Origin of the sequence: Streptomyces sp. NPDC047869 (assembly GCF_040704065.1) — a bacterium.
In the GTDB taxonomy this organism is placed as follows: Bacteria; Actinomycetota; Actinomycetes; order Streptomycetales; family Streptomycetaceae; genus Streptomyces.
In genome coordinates this window covers 20,219-38,928 of the sequence record NZ_JBEYRK010000012.1, presented here as the reverse complement: position 1 = coordinate 38,928, position 18,710 = coordinate 20,219, and the positions used below count along the sequence as shown (strand labels likewise).

Genomic DNA, 18,710 nt, shown 5'->3' with positions numbered 1-18,710 from the left:
GCCGTAACCGCCGGGCTGCTCGGGCGTGGGGCCCTGGTGTCCGGGTGCTCCGGCGGCCGGCGGCTGACCGGGCTGGTGCCAGGCGGCGGGCGCGGGCTGGGGCGCCTGCGGCTGGAAGGGCGGCTGCTGCCCGGGCGCACCTCCCGGGCCCTGCGTCGCGGCAGGCTCCGCCTGTCCGGCCGGCATCGGGCCCGGCTGCTGCTGCGGCGCTTGCGCGGCCTGCGCGGGCCACTCGGCGGCCGGCGTGGGGGCGGCGGGCTGGTACGACGGCGGCAGCGGAGGCAGTCCGTGCTGCGCGGGCGGAGGCCCCCAGGCGGGCGGTGCGGCCTGGGGAGTGCCGGGAGCGGCCGGATCGGCAGGAGCGGAGTGCTGGGGGGCACCGGCATGCGGAGCACCACCCTCGGGCGTACCGTCCTGCGCCGGGACGTCGCCGGACTCCGGTGCGTCCGGCCGGGCGTCGGCAGCCGTGCCGTCCTGCGCCGACGCGACGACGGCGGGCTCGGCGGCCTCGTCGCCTTCACTGCGGCCCTCGGGGGCGGTGCCTTCCGCGGCCCCTGTCTCCGTGTCGCCTCCCGCTTCCGAACCCGTGGGACCGACCCCGGCCGCACTCTCGGCGGAGCCATCGGACTCGGCGGACCCGGCGGGCTCCGTGACCTCGGCCGACTCGGCGGAGGAAGCGGCCGCATCGGCGTCCGCTCCCTCGGCGTCCCCGTCCGTCGCGGCTACAGCGGCGGCATCGGAGTCACCGTCACCACTGCCGTTCTCACCGGCGCTCTTCTCGGCGGAGCCGTCCGGCGAAGCGACCTCGCCCTCGGCCCCAGCCGCAAGCTCACCGTCCTCCGCGAGCGGTCCGGCCCCCTGAGTGAGAGCCTCGTCCGCGGCGCCGGCGGCCTCCTCCGCGGCGGCCGCGCGCTCAGCCCGCTCCGCGATCTCGGCCATCTCGCGCTTCAGCGCGACGGCGGAGAACCGCATGGTCGCCCCGCTGTCCAGGTCCCCGTTGTCCGGTTCGGGCGCGGTCGGCGGCGCGGCGGCCGCGGCCGTGCTCTCCTGCCGGGGCGGTTCGGCCGGCCGCGACGGCTGCTGCGGCTCGAACCCCTCGGGCAGTCGCGGCACCGGTACAGGGCTCCCCGTCGGGGGTGCGGGAGGGGCGTACGGCGCACCGGGACCGCCGGCCGGAGCCTGCGAGGCGAACGGCGCCCCCGGGGCGGGAGCGGGCGGCGCGAAGGGCGCGCCCGGTGCGTGCGCCGGGGGAGCGGGCGGGACCGGCGGGGCGTACGGGGCGCCCGGCGTCGCCGTACCGGCCGCCGGAGTCGCGTACGGCGGCGGAGTCGGCCCCGGATCGGTCGGCCCGGACGGGAACCGCGGAAGCGGAGCGGCACCGGGGGCCCCGGTGCCGCCGGCCGTGCCGGAACCATGGGCGCCACCGGCGTCGCCCGCGCCAGCGGAACCTCCCGGCGTCCCGGACGCGTTCTGCGTGTACCAGGCGGGTGGGGCGTAGTCGATGGTGAACTCGCCGGTGGTCTCGATGGCCGATTCCGCGTCGGGCTGGTCATCGCCGGGTGTGGCCCAGCCCCCGCGGATCCCGTCCCGATCGCTGCTCACAGTTCCTCCTGGTGTGGTCGGGCACCCTCATGCCGTGCTCGGGGCGCCCCGTTCCGTCGTGCGATGTCGCCGGGGCCTCCCCGCGTAGGCCACTGGCCCCCTCAGCCGCCAAGCCGTCCCGCCCGCTCGCGGGAACTCGCGACGTGCCCTGCCCCAGCCTAATCACCAAAAGCGCGGGCCCGGCAGGCCCGTCCGCCCCTTACCTGCCTGCTCGGCGGCGTCACACCGGGCCCACGAGGGGCGCGGCGCGCATCGACGTACACCAAAACGTGACGAAAACGCACCGCGTTCAGCCCTCGGTGGCGCCGGAATTGACGCGAAAAGTCGCCAATCCAGCTTGAAAACGAGCCAAGTTGGACGCGTGTCAGTCCATCCGGCGTGCCACGCCCAGCAGCCCGGTCTCGGCGTCCGTCGCCCGCGTCATCACGTACTGCCGGTCCCGCTCGGTGCACCACAGGGTCACGCCGTCCGGAAGCGTGGGCAGCGCCTCGAGCTCCGGGCGCGGCAGCGCCAGCACCCGCCCGATCTCCGCCGCCTCGTCAGGTGACACCCGTTGCACACCCACCAGACGCGCCTGACGCATCAACCGCGGCGCCACCGGGCTCAGATACGGCAGCAACGTCAGCACCGACTGCCACGGCGCCGACGCCACCCGTCCACGCGGCGGCCGCATACCGCAGTCCCGCACCACCAGCACCGGCGTCCCCGCCGAGGCGCCCTGCGGGGGCACCCGGCCGACGTCGTACACCGCGAGGCCGTTCTGCCCGCCGCCCATGGCGTGCACCATCGGCATCCAGGCCTGGGCCCGCCCCGTCTCCACCGCCACCCGGGCACCCGTGGCGGCCGCGCGCAGGGCCATGACCTGCGCGGTCCACAGACCGCCGATGAGCACCATGTCGAACGGTGTCGGACGGTTGACCCCGAGCACCGCGGGCTGACCCTCGGTGTCCACGCCGACCACCACACCGTCGTCGCCGATCGGCAGGGACAGCGCGTCGGCCTGCTCCACAGGCAGTGTGTGCCGCGGATGGCGGGGGCCCAGCAGGCCGAAGCCGGTCCGCAGCCGCTCGCCGAGACCCGCGCGCGACGGGGCCGCACCCGGACGCGACCCACCCGGCTGGGTGGGCGAAGTCGTGATGGCCATCAGCGGGCACCTCCGAGCGGCAGGGTGGCCAGAACGCCGGGAAGCTGTTCCCGGTCCAGGCGGGCGAGCCCGGTCCGCGCCTCGCGCGCCGCACGCTCCAGCTCGCGCCGGGCGTCGGTCAGTTCCTGGTTGCTGCGGCCGGTGATCCGCAGGTGACCCGTGATGGACACGTTCTGCTGCGCGCCCCTGGCCAGGGTCAGACTGAAGGTCGTCGCCAGCGCGGGTACCGCGGTCAGCCGCGCCACCAACTGTGCCAGCGAGCCCCCGGAACCGCCCAGTTGCGGCCAGCGGCGCACCCAGTAGGTGGTGTGCCGGCGGTTGTCGCAGCGCCAGCTGCGGCTGGACTCCTCGGTGCGGCGCTGCGGCGCCTCGCCCCGCCCGGCCTGGGCGGCCTGCGCCGTCACCATGGGGTTGGCGCACGCCGAGGTGGCGATGGCCGCCGTCAGCTCCTCCTCGTTCAGGACGCTCGCCCGGAACCCGGCGCCGGTCAGCCGGCTCGCCAGATGCTCGGCCGAACGCGCCAGGCACTTCTGCGCCCCGAGCAGCCCGCCGCCGCGCGCGGCGACCGCCTCCGGGCAGAGTTCGGGATCGAGCTTCAGCGCGATCCACGTGATGCGCACCGCGGGAGAACCGGTCTCCGCCTGCAGCGGCGCGTAGTTGCTCACCACCACCGACTGCTGCGGCAGGTGCAGCGCGGGCGCGGGCTGCGTGTGCACCACGATCTGCGCCGACTCCAGGTGGATCCCGTCGACTTCGAGAACGTCCCGCACGAGGGCCACCGGCAGCGGTCTGCGGCCGCGCTCCGCGCGCAACGCGCCCGCGTCCGACTCCACCTGGAGCACCGCGGTCAGGAAACCGCCGTCGCCCACCATGCCGATCGGCCGCTGATCGCGGTCGTCACCGCGGCTGTGGCTGTACGTGCGCAGGGACGGGTCGCACTCCACGGCGGGCGCCAGACCGGAGTCGGTGCCCACCGGCACCGGCGTGCTCGCGGCCCGCCGGTTGCGGGCCCGCAGCGCCAGCAGGGTGCCGAGCCACTCCGGCAGCGAGCGCCCGCGGCGTCGTACGACGGCGAGCACCACCAGCACCGCGGCGCTCGCGCAGGCGACGATCAGCGCGACCGTGCCGACGAGCCAGCCGCACACCACGAGCGCGCCCGCGATCTCCAGCAGCACCAGCCGCTGCACCGCGAACGAACCGCCGCGCCCGGAACGGGACTCGGTGTGCGGAGCGAAAGCGCCCTGCGGGGACGCGGAAGCCTGCTCACCACGCCGCCCGGAGGAGGAAGAGCCGCGGGCACCCGACCGGCCCGCGTCACCCGATCGTGCCCCCGATTGCGATCGCGACCGGGCCCGCGTTGCGGAAGCCATCACTCCAAAACCCCCGAACTCTCCCGAAATCCCTTGCGCTCCGGTCCCTTCAAGCCCTGAGCACCCTACCCGTGCCACACGCACGTCCACGCAACAGGCATAGTAGGGGCCGGGTCTGACAGTCGAGGCACCAGACGCAACCGAGGACGGGGGACGGATCTTCACAGGTCCCCCACGGCTCCGCAACGGGGAGAGAGCGGACACAGATGGCATCACGGCGGGACGAACTCAACGCCTACACCTTCGCGAAGCGCCGCACGCTCGCGTCATTCCTGCAGCCTTCCCCCTCCGGTTCCGAGGAGGGCGCCCCGAAGCCGCTGAAGGCACTGGTGCCCGGCCTCGTCGTCGGCGCCGTCGTCCTCGCCGTGTTCGGCGGGATCGGCATGTTCAGCCCGACCGCGCCCAAGGGCTGGGACACCCCGGAAGAACACGTCATCGTCGCCAGCAAGTCCACCACCCGGTACGTCGTGCTGAAGACCGGCAAGCAGAAGCAGCTCCACCCGGTCCTCAACATGGCCTCCGCCAAACTCCTGCTGGACCCCGGCAAGGACAGCGTCATCACCGTCGACGAGAAGATCCTCGACAGCGGCAAGCCCCCGCACGGCGCCACCATCGGCATCCCCTACGCCCCCGACCGCCTGCCCACCCCGGACGAGGCCTCGGCCACCAAGCGCTGGGCGGTCTGCGAGCGCCCCGGCGACGGCGGCCGGGCCATCCAGAAGGCGGCGTTCGTCCTCGCGCGGAAGGAGTGGTCCAGGACGGACGGGGGCGACAAGCTCGCCAAGGGCGACCTGATGTACGTCGTCGGCCCCGACGGCAAGACCCAGTACGTGGTCGACGCGCGGGGCACCGCGTACGAGATCGCCGACCCGGCCGACAAGGAACTCCTCAAGGCCCTCGACACCCAGAGCCGCGCCCCGCAGCGCGTCTCCCAGGACTGGCTCGACACCCTCCACAAGGGCGACTCGATCTCCATCCCGTCGATCCAGGGCACCCCCGGCGAGAAGGCGGGCGCCTCCGAACTGCTGCGCCAGTACGACAAGGTCGGCGAGGTCATCAAGGCGTACGACGGGCAGACGATGCAGTACTACGTCGTCCTGAAGGGGAAGGTGGCCCGCGTCTCGGAGTTCACGGCCACGCTCCTGCTCAACAGCGGCGACCTCGTCGGCGTGGGCCAGGCCGGTGAGGCGCAGCAGGTCAGCCCCGGCGCGGTAGTCGACAGCACCACGTTCGACGGCGGCCGGAACTGGCCCGCGTACAAGCCGAGGACGGTGAACGACGGCTCCAGCACCACCAACGGCCGCAACACCCTCTGCAACGTCATGCGTTCGGTCGGCGCCAAGGGCACCACCACCCTGTCCACCTGGGTCGGCAAGGACTTCCCCGCCCAGCTCCCGACCGGCTCCTCCAGCGCCTACGTCACCCCCGGATCCGGCCAGCTCTACCGCCAGTTCCAGGGCACCGAGACCACGGCCGGCGGCGTCTTCCTGGTCACCGACACCGGCCTGCGCTACGCCCTGCAGTCCAACAGCGACAGCGCCACCGACGACCAGGGCGTCGGCACCTCCGCCAAGCGGCGCAAGGAGGAGCTGAGTGAGGCGAAGATCGCCCAGACCCGGCTCGGCTACGAGAACGTGACCCCCACGCCCATCCCCGTCGAGTGGTCGAGGTTCCTGCCGACGGGCCCGCGCCTGTCGGAGTCGGCGGCGCGACAGCCGCAGGGTTCCTAGCGGCGGGGGAGGAGAACGCACTCATGCAGAAGTCGAAGCCGTCGGGGACGCGGCCCGCGCGGACGGTGCCGTCCGGTACCCGGCCCCCGGCCCCCGGACGTCCAAGTACCGCGGCCCGGACGGCGGCCCTGGCCGCCGCGGCGCTCCTCACCGCCACGGCCACCACCCTCGCCCTGCCCGCCACCGCGGCCCACGCCGACGACGGCCAGTGCACCTTCCCGGCGAAGAACTACACGGGCCGGCCGTGGGCGCTGCAGCGCGTCAACCTGGACGCGCTGTGGGCCCAGTCCACCGGCAAGGGCGTGCGGGTGGCCGTGATCGACACCGGTGTCGACGTCAAGAACCCGCAGCTCACCAAGGCCGTTGACGCCTCCAAGGGCAGGAACCTGCTGCCCGCGAAGAACTCCAAGGGCGAGAAGATAGAGCGCGGCAACAGCTCGGGCACCACGGACACGGTCGGCCACGGCACCCGCGTCGCGGGCATCATCGCCGCCCGGCCCGCCCAGGGGACCGGCTTCGTGGGCCTGGCCCCGGACGCGACGATCATCCCGATCAAGCAGAACGACGCCGAGGGCGACGGCACGGCGCTCACCCTGGCCGAGGCGATCAAGCACGCCGTCCAGGCCGGCGCCGACGTCATCAACATCTCCCAGGACACGGCCAACGCGGTCCGGCCGGACTCCAGACTGGAGCAGGCCGTCGACTACGCCCTCAACCAGAAGGTCGTGGTCGTCGCCTCGGCCGGCAACGACGGCCTGGGCGGCAACGTCAAGGTGACGTACCCGGCGTCGTACCAGGGCGTGCTGGCGGTGGCGGCCTCCGACCGCAACAACGAGCGGGCGGCGTTCTCACAGTCGGGGGACTTCGTGGGCGTCGCGGCTCCCGGCGTCGACATGATCTCCACCGTGCCCGGCGGCGGCCACTGTTCGGACAACGGCACGAGTTTCTCGGCACCGTATGTCGCCGGCGTGGCGGCCCTGCTGAAGGCCAAGTACCCCGACTGGACGGCCCAGGAGGTCACCGCCCAGATCGAGCAGACCGCGGAACGCTCGATCCCCGGGCACGACCGACTGGTCGGCTGGGGCGTGGTGGACCCGGTGAAGGCACTGACGGACGTGGACCCGGAGCACCCCGTCCAGTCACCGCGCCCCGAGGACGGCGTCTCCAAGGGCGAGGCCCCCTCGGTCACCCCCCTGCACTTCGGCGAGACGGCGGAGGAACGCGACACCCGCATGGCGACCTACGTGGTGGTCGGCGGCCTGGTCCTCGTCGCGGGCCTGACCGGCACCGCCGTGGCGGTCCGCGACGCACGGCGCCGGCGCGCGGGGCAGCCGGGAGGCGGCTCATGGAGGCGCTGACCAAGATGGACGTGTTCCTCCTCGCCCTCTGCGCCGTTCTGCTGGCCATGGCCTGCGTGCCGGCGGACCGGGTACGAGCCTGGCGCGCCGGCATCAACCCGTCGGCCCCCGAACTGCCCGACGCCTCCTTCGTCGTGGCCCGCGTACTCTTCGTGGCCCTGGCCATCGGCGGCGTCTGCACGGCCGTGCAGGGCTTCGGCGTCTCCGACCGGATGTCCTGGAGCGACGGCGAGCTGACCAGCGCGGTGCACCAGGCCACCGACGACCTCGACGGCTACGCCTACAGGACGGACGAGACGGGCGACTCGCCCTACTTCACCGACTACGAGTCGCTGACCGAGGAGAAGGTGACCCGTTACGGTGGCGGCGACGCCCCCGAGACGGGCGTCTTCGCCGACCCGGCGGACACCGACACGGACACCGACGCCCACCTCACCGTCACGGCGTCCGGCGCGGACAACGCCTTCTGCGTCCACCTGCAACGCACCCGCGCGAAGAAGGACGACTACACACCCCCGGGCCTGAACGGCAGCCCGGGCACCCTGACCTTCCGGGGCTACCGGCTGACGGCGGGGGTGCGGGACGGGGAGTGCTGACGCTCCTTCCGCCGGGCCTCACAACTTGCCGAGAACGACCCCACGCCAGGTCCAGCCGGACTTCAGCACAGCGCTCCGCAGGGGCTCGCGCAGCTCCGCCGCATCGAAGCGGAAGGTCTCCGTCGCCTCGAGACGCCCGTTGTCCCCCCGCCCCACCGTCCACTGCCGCGTGACGGTCCGGCTCTGCCCGCGCGAGTACGACGACGCCACCTGAAGCCTCGGCGGACTGCCGACCCGGCTGACCTCCCACTGCTCCTCGAGGGCCCGCACCTCATGGCCGTCGCGGTCCAACCGCATCCGGATACGCACGGCGTGCGTGATCTGTGACTCCACGAAAAAGCCCTGCCAGGCAGGCTCCGCGATCCGCCACTCGGCCACCAGGTCGGCGCCTTCCGCGGCACCGTAGCGGACGACGTACGGAACATCCGGCCCGTTGAGCCCGAGCAGGGCCGTACGCAATTCATCCGCCTGGATCGGCGGAACACCGTCCGCGGGACGCCGGGTTCCGGTCAGCTTGTCGAAGAGTCCCATGGGCTCAACCTACGAGGGACACTGCCGCTGGCACAACAAACACCCTGACCGCTCCCGCGGATCGCTCACGACGTCGCGCCGCTGCCCGGACGCACACTGCGGACAAGGTCGCTGAAGTCGTCCAGGACGGCCGGATGCTGGGCCGCGGTCGAGGTGAGGATCAGCCGGATCACCGCCCGCTTGTGCGGATCGGAGACGTCCAGCATGGACATGTACACCTGCGACTGGACGAGGTCGCGGCGCACTCCGCCGGCGATGGTCGAGAAGGACAGCGTCTGCGTGAGGCCAGGAGCCTCCGCGGAACCCGTCTCGCGCCGGCCGGTGACGGCGACCGAGGTCACCGCCCGGCCGAGGCGCTCCACGGACTCGTCGGCGATGTCCGGCAGCGTCGCCGGGTCCGGACGGTACTCGCCGTCGATCGTGATGTTCGCGGTGAACCCGCCGTCGGACGGCAGATGCACCGCCACGAACGCGGCACCGGGGGCACCGACCTCGTCCGGAGGCGCCGAGCGCCAGCCCTCCGGCAGCTCGAAATCGATCGGGACCGGCAGGCTCGTGGCCATTGCGAGCCCTCCTTCCTAAAGCGCTGCACCCTTGCGACGGGCATGAGAAGTGTGGATCAGAACAGGCTGCCGATGGCGTCACCGGCCGAGCTCAGGCCATCGCCGACGGCATCGGCGAGGTCGCCGGCGGTGTCGGCGACCTTGCCCGGGTCGACAGTGAACTCGAAGCCCACTTCACCACCGACGATCGGGGAGAGACCCACGCTGGTCTTGAACCCCCATTTCCCGTCCTGGGTCTTACCGATGTCCAGATTGGCCTCGGCACCCGGACCGGCCCATCCCTCGGCGGTGACACCCGCCCCGATGCCCCCGATGTCCGCGCCGACGGTGCCGCCACCCTTCGCCCCCGCGAACGCCTCACCGCCCAGGTTGATGCCCTCGAGGCCCGCCCCGGCATGGCCTCCGGCCTCGGCACCCGCCATCGCCTCGGCACGTCCGTAGACACCCACCGGGCCCACGTCGAAGCGGCCCTTGGACGAGGCCTCGCCGCCCACCAGGGCGCCGGCCTCTCCCTGGATGCCCTCATTGGTGATGCCACCGCTCACGGAGCCCTTGGCGCCCGCATAGGCTTCGGCCTCGCCGTCGAGCTTCACCGGCCCGTTGGTGAGCGAGCCCTCCGCGCTCGCGCGGCCCAGGTCGGCATGCGCCTCGGCCTCCCCCAGCTTGCCGGATCCGGTGTCCGGTCCGGTCGCCTCCGCACCGACACCGGGACCTGAGGCCTCGGCCTCCCCGTCGGAGACCCACCCGTCGGGTTTGGTGGGGGTCTGCTTCGACTCGGCCACGTATTTGTCGATGCCGGTGTGCGCCTGGCCGTTGAAGCCGGTGAGCGTGCCGTCGTTCACGTCGGAGTCCAGCACGACCGCCTTGAGAGCGGTCTCGACATGGGCGTCGGCCTCGACGACGTTCTTCACGGCCTTGTCCACGTGCTCCTGCCAGGAGGCGACGGCCGAGCGCACGGACTGCTGGTAGTCGGGGTCGTGGTGCATGGCGTTGCGCTCACCGTCGCTGAGCTTCGAGGTGTCGTAGGAGACCACGCCCGCCTCGGACACCGCCATGCCGGCCTTGACCGCGTCCGCCCGGGCCGACTCCAGCTTCTTGCGCAGGTCCGTGAACTGCGTGTGCGCTTCACGCAGCAGCGAGGCCACCGCCTTGGCCTCCTTCTGGGCGCTCTGGAACTGCTTGAGCGTGACGTCGAACCGCCGGCCGGCGGCGTTCGCGCTCAGCCCGGTCCAGGTCTGTCCCGTGGAGACGCCGTGCACATCCCGCTTGTAGGCGATCTCCTGCTTGTGGAACTCCTTCGCCATCCCGTCCCAACGGTCCGCCGCCGTGGAGAGCTTGGACAGGTCGGTGGTCATGATCTCGTGGTAGTTCGGCATGGGTTCCCCGTTGTGTGGCGTGGCAGCGTGCCGGTCGGGACGGTCGATCGGTGACCGCGCCCGGTTTCGTCAGTAACCGGTGAGCACGGACACCGAGCCGGCGTTCGTCCCGGTCTGGATGTCCGTGTTCTGCAGCACGGTGTTCGCGCTCCGCAGCGACGCCTTGTCGGACGCGAGCATGTTCATCAGGTTCTGCACCTGCTCGCCCCATGTCTCATACGCCTTCTTCAGAGCCCCCGACGTGTGCCAACCGTCCCGGAACTCGGAGACGGCCGAGTCGGTCTCCGTGTCCGCCCAGTCACCGGCCTTTCGGGTGTCGGGCTCGATGTGGTCCTCGATGGCCTTCGCTGCGGCCTTTTTCTCGGCCGGAGAGGAAGCGAGGTCCTTCTGCCCCCCGAGCAGCGGCGGGGGACCGGAGGACCCTCCGGGATCGGACGGCAACTGGTTCAGCCGCATCCCGACGGGCTGCGCGGCCGCGTCGCCCGCGGTCTGTCCTGCTTCCGGCACTGCCATGACTCCGCCTCTCCCCGTTCGCCGCCGAGTCCGCGCGGCAACTCCCTGCATCTGACCGCGTCGTAGCGCATCAACCGAACGGCCCGGCTGAACGGCCTCAGCCCGCAGCGGGCGAAGCCTTGTCGTCGGCCTTGAAATCGAAGTTGATCTTCCCGTCGTCCACGGAGGTCACCTTGACCGTGATCCCCAGGGTGCTGCCGTCGTCCGCGGTGAGCGTGCACCGGGTCGTGGTACCGACCTCGCCCTTGAGATCCTCGGGGCAGGTGACGTCCGGCTTGGGCCGCCCAGTGGCGGCGGCGAGCTTCGCGGACAGCGTGGAAGCCAGCTTGTCGGCGGACAGTTTCGGCGTGGACTCCCCGACACTGACGGAGGCCGAGCAACCGGAGAGCAGCGCCCCGACAGCGGCAGCCGAAACGGCCGTAATGGCCGCGTACCTGCGGAAGTTGGGCATGTCGGTTCTCCGATTTTGCTGAGCATGACAGAAAGACGCACGAAGCATACTTGGCGGGTTTGCACCCACATCTCTGAGGGCGTGTCCGCGCCCAACGGTCACTGGCTCTCCATGAACCCTTCGGGATTCCCGCGCGTGATCTTCACGGGGTGGTGACGCCCCTGAATGGAGTCTGTATGTGGCGTCGACGGTCCCCGGCTTCAGGGTCTGCGCGGAGGATGGCCGGTGCGCTCGTCAACTGCTCCCGTTCACTGGCGCAGGGGTGCCACATGCCGAGAACTCAACTGTTGCACGGGGGAGTTGGTCTTAGGGGTGCGTCCGATCTTGTGTAGAGGTTTGATGAAGATCTCCCAGGGTGTCGCGCGGTCCGGGCCGCTCACGCTTCCAGGCCGCGTCACCCGCAGCGAAGTTGCGACGCGGCCCGAGGGGCGCCGGTTCACTGCAAACAGGAAAATAGGGCAAACCATGGCGTCGGGTGTTGTCTCGTAACCGAGTTAGGACACTTGCTTGGTTGGACCGGTTGGGCAGGTTGACTAGAGTGGTAAAGGCGTTGTGAGACGCAGGCTCGCTTTGCGATCGTACGGCGAGCGGGTGGTTGGTCCCGGTCCGTCAGGGCTGACGGACCGTACGGGGAAACGGGGAGGAGCGTCGTGCTTCCGGCAGACATGGTGGGGGGCGTGTCGGCGACCAGGGCGGCGAACCTGGAGGCCAGCGGTGAGGCGTTGGACAAGTTCGTGTCGCGGGTGGATGCGGTTCTCGCCACTCTTGAGGCGTCCGCGGGCAATCCGACGAAAGTTGGGGCTCAGACGATCAGGCCCACCTCGCTGACTTCAGGCGCGGAAAGCGACTTCCCTGAAGCGCACGGCCTGTACAAGCAGTACCACCGAGTCCACGCAGAGCTCACTTCCTTGTCCAAGAGCCTGCACTTGCAGATCGAGGCGATCGGCATCGCGGTTCAGGGCGCGCACAACGGCTTCGACAAACTCGAAGAGGAGCAGCGCCGGCGGTTCTGGGCGATCCAGGCGGAGATCGGCAAGATCGAGGACAAGCAGGGCGGCGCTCGCGCCGGCGGCCCGAAGACTGGTGTGGAGTACTGACGATGACCGACAAGCACAAGGGAGACCTGGAGCGGGTCGACGCGCAGAACGACGTCACGGACTTCGTGCGAGGCGTCGAGGATGGCCCGGGGTCCGGATTCCTCGACGGCATCGTTCGTGCCGCGGTTGGAGCCACCCCTTTCGGGCAGGCGGTCGTTGGGCGGACGGACTTCGACAAACGCGACCTCGACCTCAACAAGATGGTCGACTTGGTCGAGCAGACTGATCCGGAGGACCTCGAATCCTCGGGCAAGGCCTTGTGGGATGCACGGGACGCGATCAAGGCGGCTGCGGACGACCTCTACGGCCACATCGACAAGGTTCACTGGGTGGGAGAGTCCGGCGATGCCTTCCGCGATTGGGGCGCCAAGCTCGTTACCAACACTCACCACTTGAGCGACTTTGCCGGGGCGGCGGGCGACCAGATCACCGCTGCAGCCGTTGGACTTGCGGCTGTACGTGGCGCCATGCCGGCTCGTGACCCCGCCAACCGGAAGCGCCCTGCTACGTTCACTGCGGCTGAAAAGGCTGCGGACAAGGACGGGTACGCCGCCGCCGTGAAGGTGGAGAAGGACCGCCAAGAGGCGATCAACCAGATGAACAGGTTGGCGTCGTACTACGCGGTGTCCGAAGAGGTTCTGTCGGGCTTGCCTGTCAAGGAAAAGACGCCGACGTTCACGTCCATGCCCGACGTGGGAGTCCCTCGCCCTCAAGGCGTGCGTCAAGTTGATCGCTCAGATGCAGATACCGGCTCGCACCAAGGCTCCGGAGCAGCACCGGTTACTTCGGCAGGCCACCACGCCTCGTCGATCGGCGGGGTCTCCAGCCACGTGACAAGCGATGGCACGACGCCTCCCGCGCACATTCCCGGCCGGGTCTCGTTTCCTGATGACCCTGTTGGCACGAATATCGACACCGCGGGCACGCTGCCCCCGTCCACGACTACACCCGTGACAGGACACACTCCGCCGGTCACGGGTACCCCTCCCACCACTGGCGGCCAGCCCGCTGTGTTCGATGGTCCTTTCGGGACCCCGATCCCCAATTCCACGTCCGGCCGTGGACTGAGTGGCACAGGAAACCTCCGTACCCCTCCGTCCGCTCAGGGCCGCGCGGGTGGGTCCGGGCTGACCAATCCGGGCTCCGGACGCTCCACGGGGCAAGGACCCATGAACCAGATGGGCCGTGCCGCATCGACGGGGCAGTCCGCGGTCAAGGGCGCTACTTCTGGACCGAAGTCGAACTCGATGGGCCGGGCGGTCACCGGTGGGACGCCGCGGCCTGGCGGCTCGGCGACACCCCGAGGCAACAGTGGGCCGCCGACCGGCGCCGGTCGGTCCAATGGAGTGGTCGGAGGGCGACCCACGAATGCCTCTGGTTCTCCGGCGAAGGGTGGATCGAAGATTCCTCGCGGCACAGTCATCGGTCGTGACGGGGTGGGCAACGCCCGGCCCACGAATGGCCGGCTCGGGCAGCGTGGTGTTTTCGGAGTGCCTGAATCCGCAGCGAGGTCGGGTTCGAGCGCGACGGGTTCCCGTACGAGTACGGGAACATCCGAAGGCGTTACGGGCAGGCCGTCCACACGCAACTCCGTTGCAAGCGCCGAGCGTAATGGCATGACACGTGGGGGCGCCGGACTCATGCGCGGTGCCGACCGCAACGGCAAGCCCGAGGATGGGGAGGGCGCACGAGCATCGCGACCTGACTACCTCGTCGAAGACGAAGAGACACACCTGCCCAACAAGCCCCGGCGAGATGTGCCGCCGGTGGTCGACTGAGCTGCGAACAAGGACACGGAGACGATGAAGTCAGGGAATAGCCGACGAGCCCAGCCGGCTGCGTTTCACAGACCGCGCTGCAGCCGAAGAGTGCGTGCTGTGGGCGCGGTCGTCGGCGCCCTGGCGGTCTCCACTGTGGGGTTCGCACCCAACGCAGTGGCGTCCGACGCTCAGGCGAAGCAGTGGTACCTGGGACCGATGCAGGCCGAGAAGATGTGGAAGGTCAGCACGGGGAAGGGCGTCAAAATCGCTGTGATCGACAGCGGCGTGAATGCGAACAGCCCATCACTCAAGGGACAGGTCCTGGTTGACGACGTCCCCAAGTCGGTCGCGTACCGTGCGGCAGACGACTACCTCGGTCACGGCACGACCATGGCCGAGTTGATTGCCGGCACTGGAGCCGGGGGCGGTCTCAAGGGTCTCGCGCCGGGGGCGAAGATCGTCCCTTACCGGGCCATGTTCGACGGCTTCAAGGGCGGAGCGGAGGAGAAGAAGAAGACTCCCGACGCCACGAAAGCCATTAGGGCGGCAGCCGACACGGACGCCAAGATCATCAACATGTCGTTCGGCGCACAGGGGCCAAGCTCCAAGGAAGACGCGGCAATCCAGTACGCTGCTTCAAAGGGGAAACTTCTGATCGCGGCTGTCGGTAATGACGGTCAGGGATCGGGTGACACCATTGGTTACCCTGCCGCATACCATTACGTGGTCGGCGTGACGGCGTCCGACGAAGCCGGCTCGGTTTCACAGTTTGCCTCCGCGGGCGGTTACGTGGACTTCGCTGCCCCGGGCCAGGACTTTCCCGGTTGGTGCGACGCGACCTTCCGCTCATATTGCGACGACGTGAACGGTACGAGTTCGGCGGCCGCCATCGCCTCCGCCTCTGCCGCTCTGATCTGGTCCGCTCACCCTGACTGGACAGTCAACCAGATCACGCGCGCCCTGATCGATACTGCCGGCCGTAACTGGCCGAAAAACAAACCGGGCAAGTATCTCGGTTATGGTGCCGTTCGCCCACGCATGGTTCTTGATAACCCCGATTACAACCCTGGGCCTGCGAACGTCGATCCGCTAGCCAAGGAGAACGGCGGGGACCTGCTGGCCAAGTCCGCATCCTCCTCCTCCGGCTCTTCCTCGCCCTCTGCCTCTGCTTCAACCCCGTCACAAGCCCCCGCGAAGGGTTCTACCGGCGGCACCTCGGCGGCAGGATCGAGCACGGAGTCGTCGAACGACAGCAACACCCTCTGGATCGCACTCGGCGCCGTCGCCGCGGTCATCGTGATCGGTGGCGGAGGGGCTGCCGTCATGCGGGCCCGGCGTGCCAGGTGACGTCGGCAGTCGTACGTAGCCCTGTGTTCTCGGAATAGGGCATGCAGTGCGGGCTCACCGCCGCAGCGCACGACATCAGCGGTGAGCCGAAACAGTTGGACCGAAGAGACAGACAAGAAAGGGCGGGCTGACATGGCCGACAAGCAGAAGCTCGAAGATGCCGCAGTAATTCACCTGCAGAAGCGGATGGCCGAGAAGTACGAGGGCATCCGCAAGCGCGTGCACGGCCTGCAGGGCGTCATCGACGGCCTCGAGGGCCAGTGGCAGGGCATCGGCCGTGCCGCGTTCGACAAGAAGCAGTACGAGATCAACGAGTCGCTGAAGAACATCGGTGACATCCTCGGTGACGTCATCGAGGCGATGACCGCGACGCGCAACATCAAGGACAGCAAGGAAGACGAGGTGCGCGCGTCCGTCAACAAGATCGACGTCCAGGACGGCGCTCCCACGGTCCAGTCCTCCTCCCTCAGCTCCTACTGAGGCTCGGCATCTTCACGAGGCGGGCGGCACCCAGAGCTTTTGCCGGGCAGCCGGCGCACACAACAGGCACACATCGGCGAGACGAGGTAAACGGTCATGGCCAACAACGCTGAGGGACTGTCAGTAACTTACGACGGGCTCGACGTCGCGGCGACGAAGATCGGCAACGAGGCGAGCCAGCTCGAGCAGGACCTGCAGGAGCTCCGCAAGATGGTGGTGAGCAGCATGCAGTACTGGGAGGGCCAGGCGCAGACCACCTTCCACGAGAAGCTGCACCGCTGGGACAAGGAGGCGAACGACATCCACCAGGCGCTGACCGGGATCGGCCACGTCGTCGCCCAGTCCGGCGGTACGTACATGGAAGGCGACAAGAAGGCCTCCAGCTACTTCCACTAGTACGAGGCCGGCAGAAGCAACTTCAGGGTGGGCGCGCGCGGGAGGCGCCCACCCTGCTGTTGTACCGAGCCTTCGGGGTGAGCCGTCGCCCGCGCTGACGGAGACCGCACCGTACCGCTGAGCACACCTCTGGCGGCGGTCGATCCGCGCCTCCCGGTATCTCCTGGGGTCCTGGGTTCTTCCGGCCGCCCGACCCCGAGGTCAGACCGGCGGCCAGGAGGCTGGCGGTACGGGCCGTGGGCGAGCGGGTTCGGGGGGCGCGGCATCCGGACTCCGGACTGGCGGCAGATCTGTTTCTAGGTCGTCAGCCGTGAGAACTCAGAACACCGGCATGGCCACCGCTTCTCCGGCGTTCAGGAGGAAGACCCGGTTCCCCGCGGCCGCCATGCGCCAGGTGCCACCACGCTCGGGCTTGTACGTCCATGCCAGGTCGCCGGTGCTTTTGTCGAGTGCGGTGACGCCCTTGGTGTTGCCCCCTTCGACGAACCACATGGAGTGCGCTTGGATGAGCGGTTCGACCAAGGGGGTGTCATCTCCTTCAAGAGTCACATACCACCCTTCGTCCGCGACACCCGCGTCAGCGGAGAAGCGAACAGGGCGATGGTCGTACAGGGACCAGCGGTCACCGCCGTCCACGGACCACAGGTGATCCCCCTCAAGAGCCGGAGGACCCCAGGTGCCGAGGACCTTCCAGAGCTCCTCGCCGTCGCTCAGACGGCACGCCGTGAGGTCGCTGCCTCCCAAGTACACCGTCCCGTCGGCGACAACGGGGGCGAAGGCCGCCCCCTTGTTCTGCTGTGTCAGTTCCCACGTCTTCTTGCCGGTCCGGGAGTTGAAGACGAAGATTCCGCCTTCCTCGGTGGACAGCACCAGATGGCCGTCACCAGCGGCGGCCTCGGCCGTCTTTCCGATGGGCGCGACATAGGCGGTGACCTCGGGCCACCTGTTCTCGCGGCTGGTCCTGTCCACCGCCCTCAGGTTGTCGTCGGCCGTGGCCGCATACACGGTGGAAGCATCGGCGGCCAGGACCCGCTTCGCTCCGAGTCCGACGCTCCACAGGCGTTCGCTGGTCGACGCGTCGTGTACGTGCAGGGTCCCCTTCGTATCGACGGCCGCGAACTGGGAGCGTCCCAGCGCCACATACCGCGCGGTGGCGTCGATGTCGGGCAGGGTCCACTTCTGCGAACCGTCCACGACCTTACGGGCGGTCAGTCCGCCGTCCGCGGAGGCGAAGATCACCACATCACGGAGCACCAGAGGCGCGGGAGAATCGGCGGCCGCGACCTTGATCGGTCCCCAGAGCGGGCGGGGCGGCCTGTTGACGGTGTAGCCGCCCGCGCTCGGGCGCTTGACGAGTCCGGCGGGCGGGGCGTCCCCGGCCGGCGGCAGTTCGTCGCGCAGCATCCACCACGTGGCCGCGCCTCCGCCGGTGGCAAGAAGCGCACCGCCCGCACCGAGCACGGAGAGGAACCGGCGCCGTGACGTGCCGGGCTGCGGTCCGTTCCCCACGACGGTCGTGTACTGCTTGGTCTGCGTCTCGTGCCGCTTGATCGCGTCGGCGACAGGGCCCCGCTGCCAGAGCCGTCGACCTCCTCGCGGTGCGTCGAAGGCCGTGGAGATCTGCGCCGGAGTGGGCCGCTGCCCCGGGTCCTTGGACAGGCAGGGCTGGACGAGGGTTCGGAGACCCGACGGAACCGCGGCCAGGTCGGGTTCTTCATGTACGACCGCGTACTGCACCGCGGCGACGTGAGAACCGGTGTACGCGGGACGGCCGCCGGCCGCGTACACGAGCACGGCGCCGAGGGAGAAGACATCGGCAGCCGGGCCCACCCGATGCCCGAGGACCTGCTCCGGCGCACCGAATCCAGGTGTCGCCGGGGCTTGCCCGGTCGTCGTGAGGGTCAGGCCGTGCTCGGGACGGGCGATACCGAAGTCGATGACGCGCGGGCCCCGCGAGGTCAGCACGATGTTGGCGGGCTTCAGGTCGCGGTGGATCAGACCGGCGGCATGGATGTCCGACAGGGTGCTCGCGAGCGCGGCGGCGAGCACCCGGACACCGGTCTCGTCGAACGGTCCATGGGTGTCGATCGCCTGTTCCAGGGTCGGACCGGGGAGGAACTCCGTCGCGATCCAGGGGCGCCCGCCCTCCAGCTGAGCTCCCAGTACCCGTGCCACCCCCTCGCTGGACACCGCCTGGGCGGTGTGCGCCTCACGCAGGAAACGGTGGGACAGGTTCTGGTCGTGGGCGAGCTCCGGACGCAGGACCTTCACCGCTGCCAGGGTTCCGAAGGCGTCCTGACCGACGTAGACCTTGCCCATACCGCCTTCGCCGAGCACACCCAGGAGCCGGTAGGGGCCGAGACGGACCGGGTCACCGAAGGCCAGGGGAGTCATGT

General features: G+C 70.0%; 17 protein-coding genes. 8 read left to right on the top strand and 9 right to left on the bottom strand.

Going from position 1 to position 18,710, the window contains the following annotated elements:
• The 3 genes from AB0924_RS17570 to eccE all read right to left on the bottom strand — a co-directional run.
• Positions 1-1,602: SCO5717 family growth-regulating ATPase (locus AB0924_RS17570; RefSeq protein WP_366911868.1), on the bottom strand; the 1,602-nt coding region annotated here is incomplete at its 3' end.
• Between the two features lie 364 nt (positions 1,603-1,966).
• On the bottom strand, positions 1,967-2,746 hold the full coding sequence (locus AB0924_RS17565) for a hypothetical protein (RefSeq protein WP_358935823.1): 780 nt from the start codon (positions 2,744-2,746) through the stop codon (positions 1,967-1,969).
• Positions 2,746-4,116, bottom strand: a complete 1,371-nt coding sequence (eccE, locus tag AB0924_RS17560) for a type VII secretion protein EccE (RefSeq protein ID WP_366911867.1) — start codon at positions 4,114-4,116, stop codon at positions 2,746-2,748. The genes AB0924_RS17565 and eccE overlap by 1 nt, the downstream gene beginning before the upstream one ends.
• A gap of 206 nt (positions 4,117-4,322) precedes the next feature.
• Between eccE and eccB the strand changes: the two genes are divergently transcribed.
• Genes eccB through AB0924_RS17545 form a run of 3 tightly spaced genes read left to right on the top strand, consistent with a single transcriptional unit; the run spans position 4,323 to position 7,800 of the window.
• Positions 4,323-5,846, top strand: a complete 1,524-nt coding sequence (gene eccB, locus AB0924_RS17555; protein WP_366911866.1) for a type VII secretion protein EccB — start codon at positions 4,323-4,325, stop codon at positions 5,844-5,846.
• Between the two features lie 23 nt (positions 5,847-5,869).
• On the top strand, positions 5,870-7,204 hold the full coding sequence (gene mycP, locus AB0924_RS17550) for a type VII secretion-associated serine protease mycosin (RefSeq protein ID WP_366911864.1): 1,335 nt from the start codon (positions 5,870-5,872) through the stop codon (positions 7,202-7,204).
• On the top strand, positions 7,192-7,800 hold the full coding sequence (locus AB0924_RS17545) for a hypothetical protein (RefSeq protein WP_366911862.1): 609 nt from the start codon (positions 7,192-7,194) through the stop codon (positions 7,798-7,800). The genes mycP and AB0924_RS17545 overlap by 13 nt, the downstream gene beginning before the upstream one ends.
• Before the next feature lie 18 nt (positions 7,801-7,818).
• Here the strand turns inward: AB0924_RS17545 and AB0924_RS17540 are convergent, their stop codons facing one another.
• The 5 genes from AB0924_RS17540 to AB0924_RS17520 form a co-directional block, all read right to left on the bottom strand.
• Positions 7,819-8,331: a hypothetical protein gene (locus tag AB0924_RS17540; protein WP_366911860.1), complete on the bottom strand. Its 513-nt coding sequence runs from the start codon at positions 8,329-8,331 to the stop codon at positions 7,819-7,821.
• 65 nt (positions 8,332-8,396) lie between these two features.
• Positions 8,397-8,894 (bottom strand): hypothetical protein, encoded by a 498-nt coding sequence (locus tag AB0924_RS17535; protein ID WP_358935835.1) that lies wholly within the window; start codon positions 8,892-8,894, stop codon positions 8,397-8,399.
• Positions 8,895-8,950: 56 nt separating this feature from the next.
• Entirely contained in the window at positions 8,951-10,270 is a 1,320-nt protein-coding gene (locus AB0924_RS17530; protein ID WP_358935837.1) for a hypothetical protein, read from the bottom strand.
• Positions 10,271-10,339: 69 nt separating this feature from the next.
• On the bottom strand, positions 10,340-10,783 hold the full coding sequence (locus tag AB0924_RS17525) for a hypothetical protein (protein WP_358935839.1): 444 nt from the start codon (positions 10,781-10,783) through the stop codon (positions 10,340-10,342).
• Between the two features lie 97 nt (positions 10,784-10,880).
• Positions 10,881-11,234: a DUF4333 domain-containing protein gene (locus tag AB0924_RS17520; protein WP_358935841.1), complete on the bottom strand. Its 354-nt coding sequence runs from the start codon at positions 11,232-11,234 to the stop codon at positions 10,881-10,883.
• A 650-nt stretch (positions 11,235-11,884) separates the two neighbouring features.
• Between AB0924_RS17520 and AB0924_RS17515 the strand changes: the two genes are divergently transcribed.
• The 5 genes from AB0924_RS17515 to AB0924_RS17495 all read left to right on the top strand — a co-directional run bounded on the left by AB0924_RS17515 (position 11,885) and on the right by AB0924_RS17495 (position 16,314).
• Positions 11,885-12,331, top strand: a complete 447-nt coding sequence (locus AB0924_RS17515) for a hypothetical protein (RefSeq protein ID WP_358935843.1) — start codon at positions 11,885-11,887, stop codon at positions 12,329-12,331.
• A gap of 2 nt (positions 12,332-12,333) precedes the next feature.
• Positions 12,334-14,109, top strand: a complete 1,776-nt coding sequence (locus AB0924_RS17510; RefSeq protein WP_358935845.1) for a hypothetical protein — start codon at positions 12,334-12,336, stop codon at positions 14,107-14,109.
• 90 nt (positions 14,110-14,199) lie between these two features.
• Entirely contained in the window at positions 14,200-15,438 is a 1,239-nt protein-coding gene (locus AB0924_RS17505; protein WP_358935847.1) for a S8 family serine peptidase, read from the top strand.
• A gap of 132 nt (positions 15,439-15,570) precedes the next feature.
• Positions 15,571-15,918: a WXG100 family type VII secretion target gene (locus AB0924_RS17500; RefSeq protein ID WP_143640178.1), complete on the top strand. Its 348-nt coding sequence runs from the start codon at positions 15,571-15,573 to the stop codon at positions 15,916-15,918.
• Positions 15,919-16,014: 96 nt separating this feature from the next.
• The gene (locus AB0924_RS17495) at positions 16,015-16,314 is read left to right on the top strand and encodes a WXG100 family type VII secretion target (protein WP_358935850.1); all 300 of its coding nucleotides are present in this window, start codon (positions 16,015-16,017) and stop codon (positions 16,312-16,314) included.
• 318 nt (positions 16,315-16,632) lie between these two features.
• On the opposite strand, the gene AB0924_RS17490 is transcribed toward AB0924_RS17495, so the two are convergent.
• Entirely contained in the window at positions 16,633-18,708 is a 2,076-nt protein-coding gene (locus AB0924_RS17490; protein ID WP_366911859.1) for a protein kinase, read from the bottom strand.
• Between the last annotated feature and the right edge of the window lie 2 nt (positions 18,709-18,710).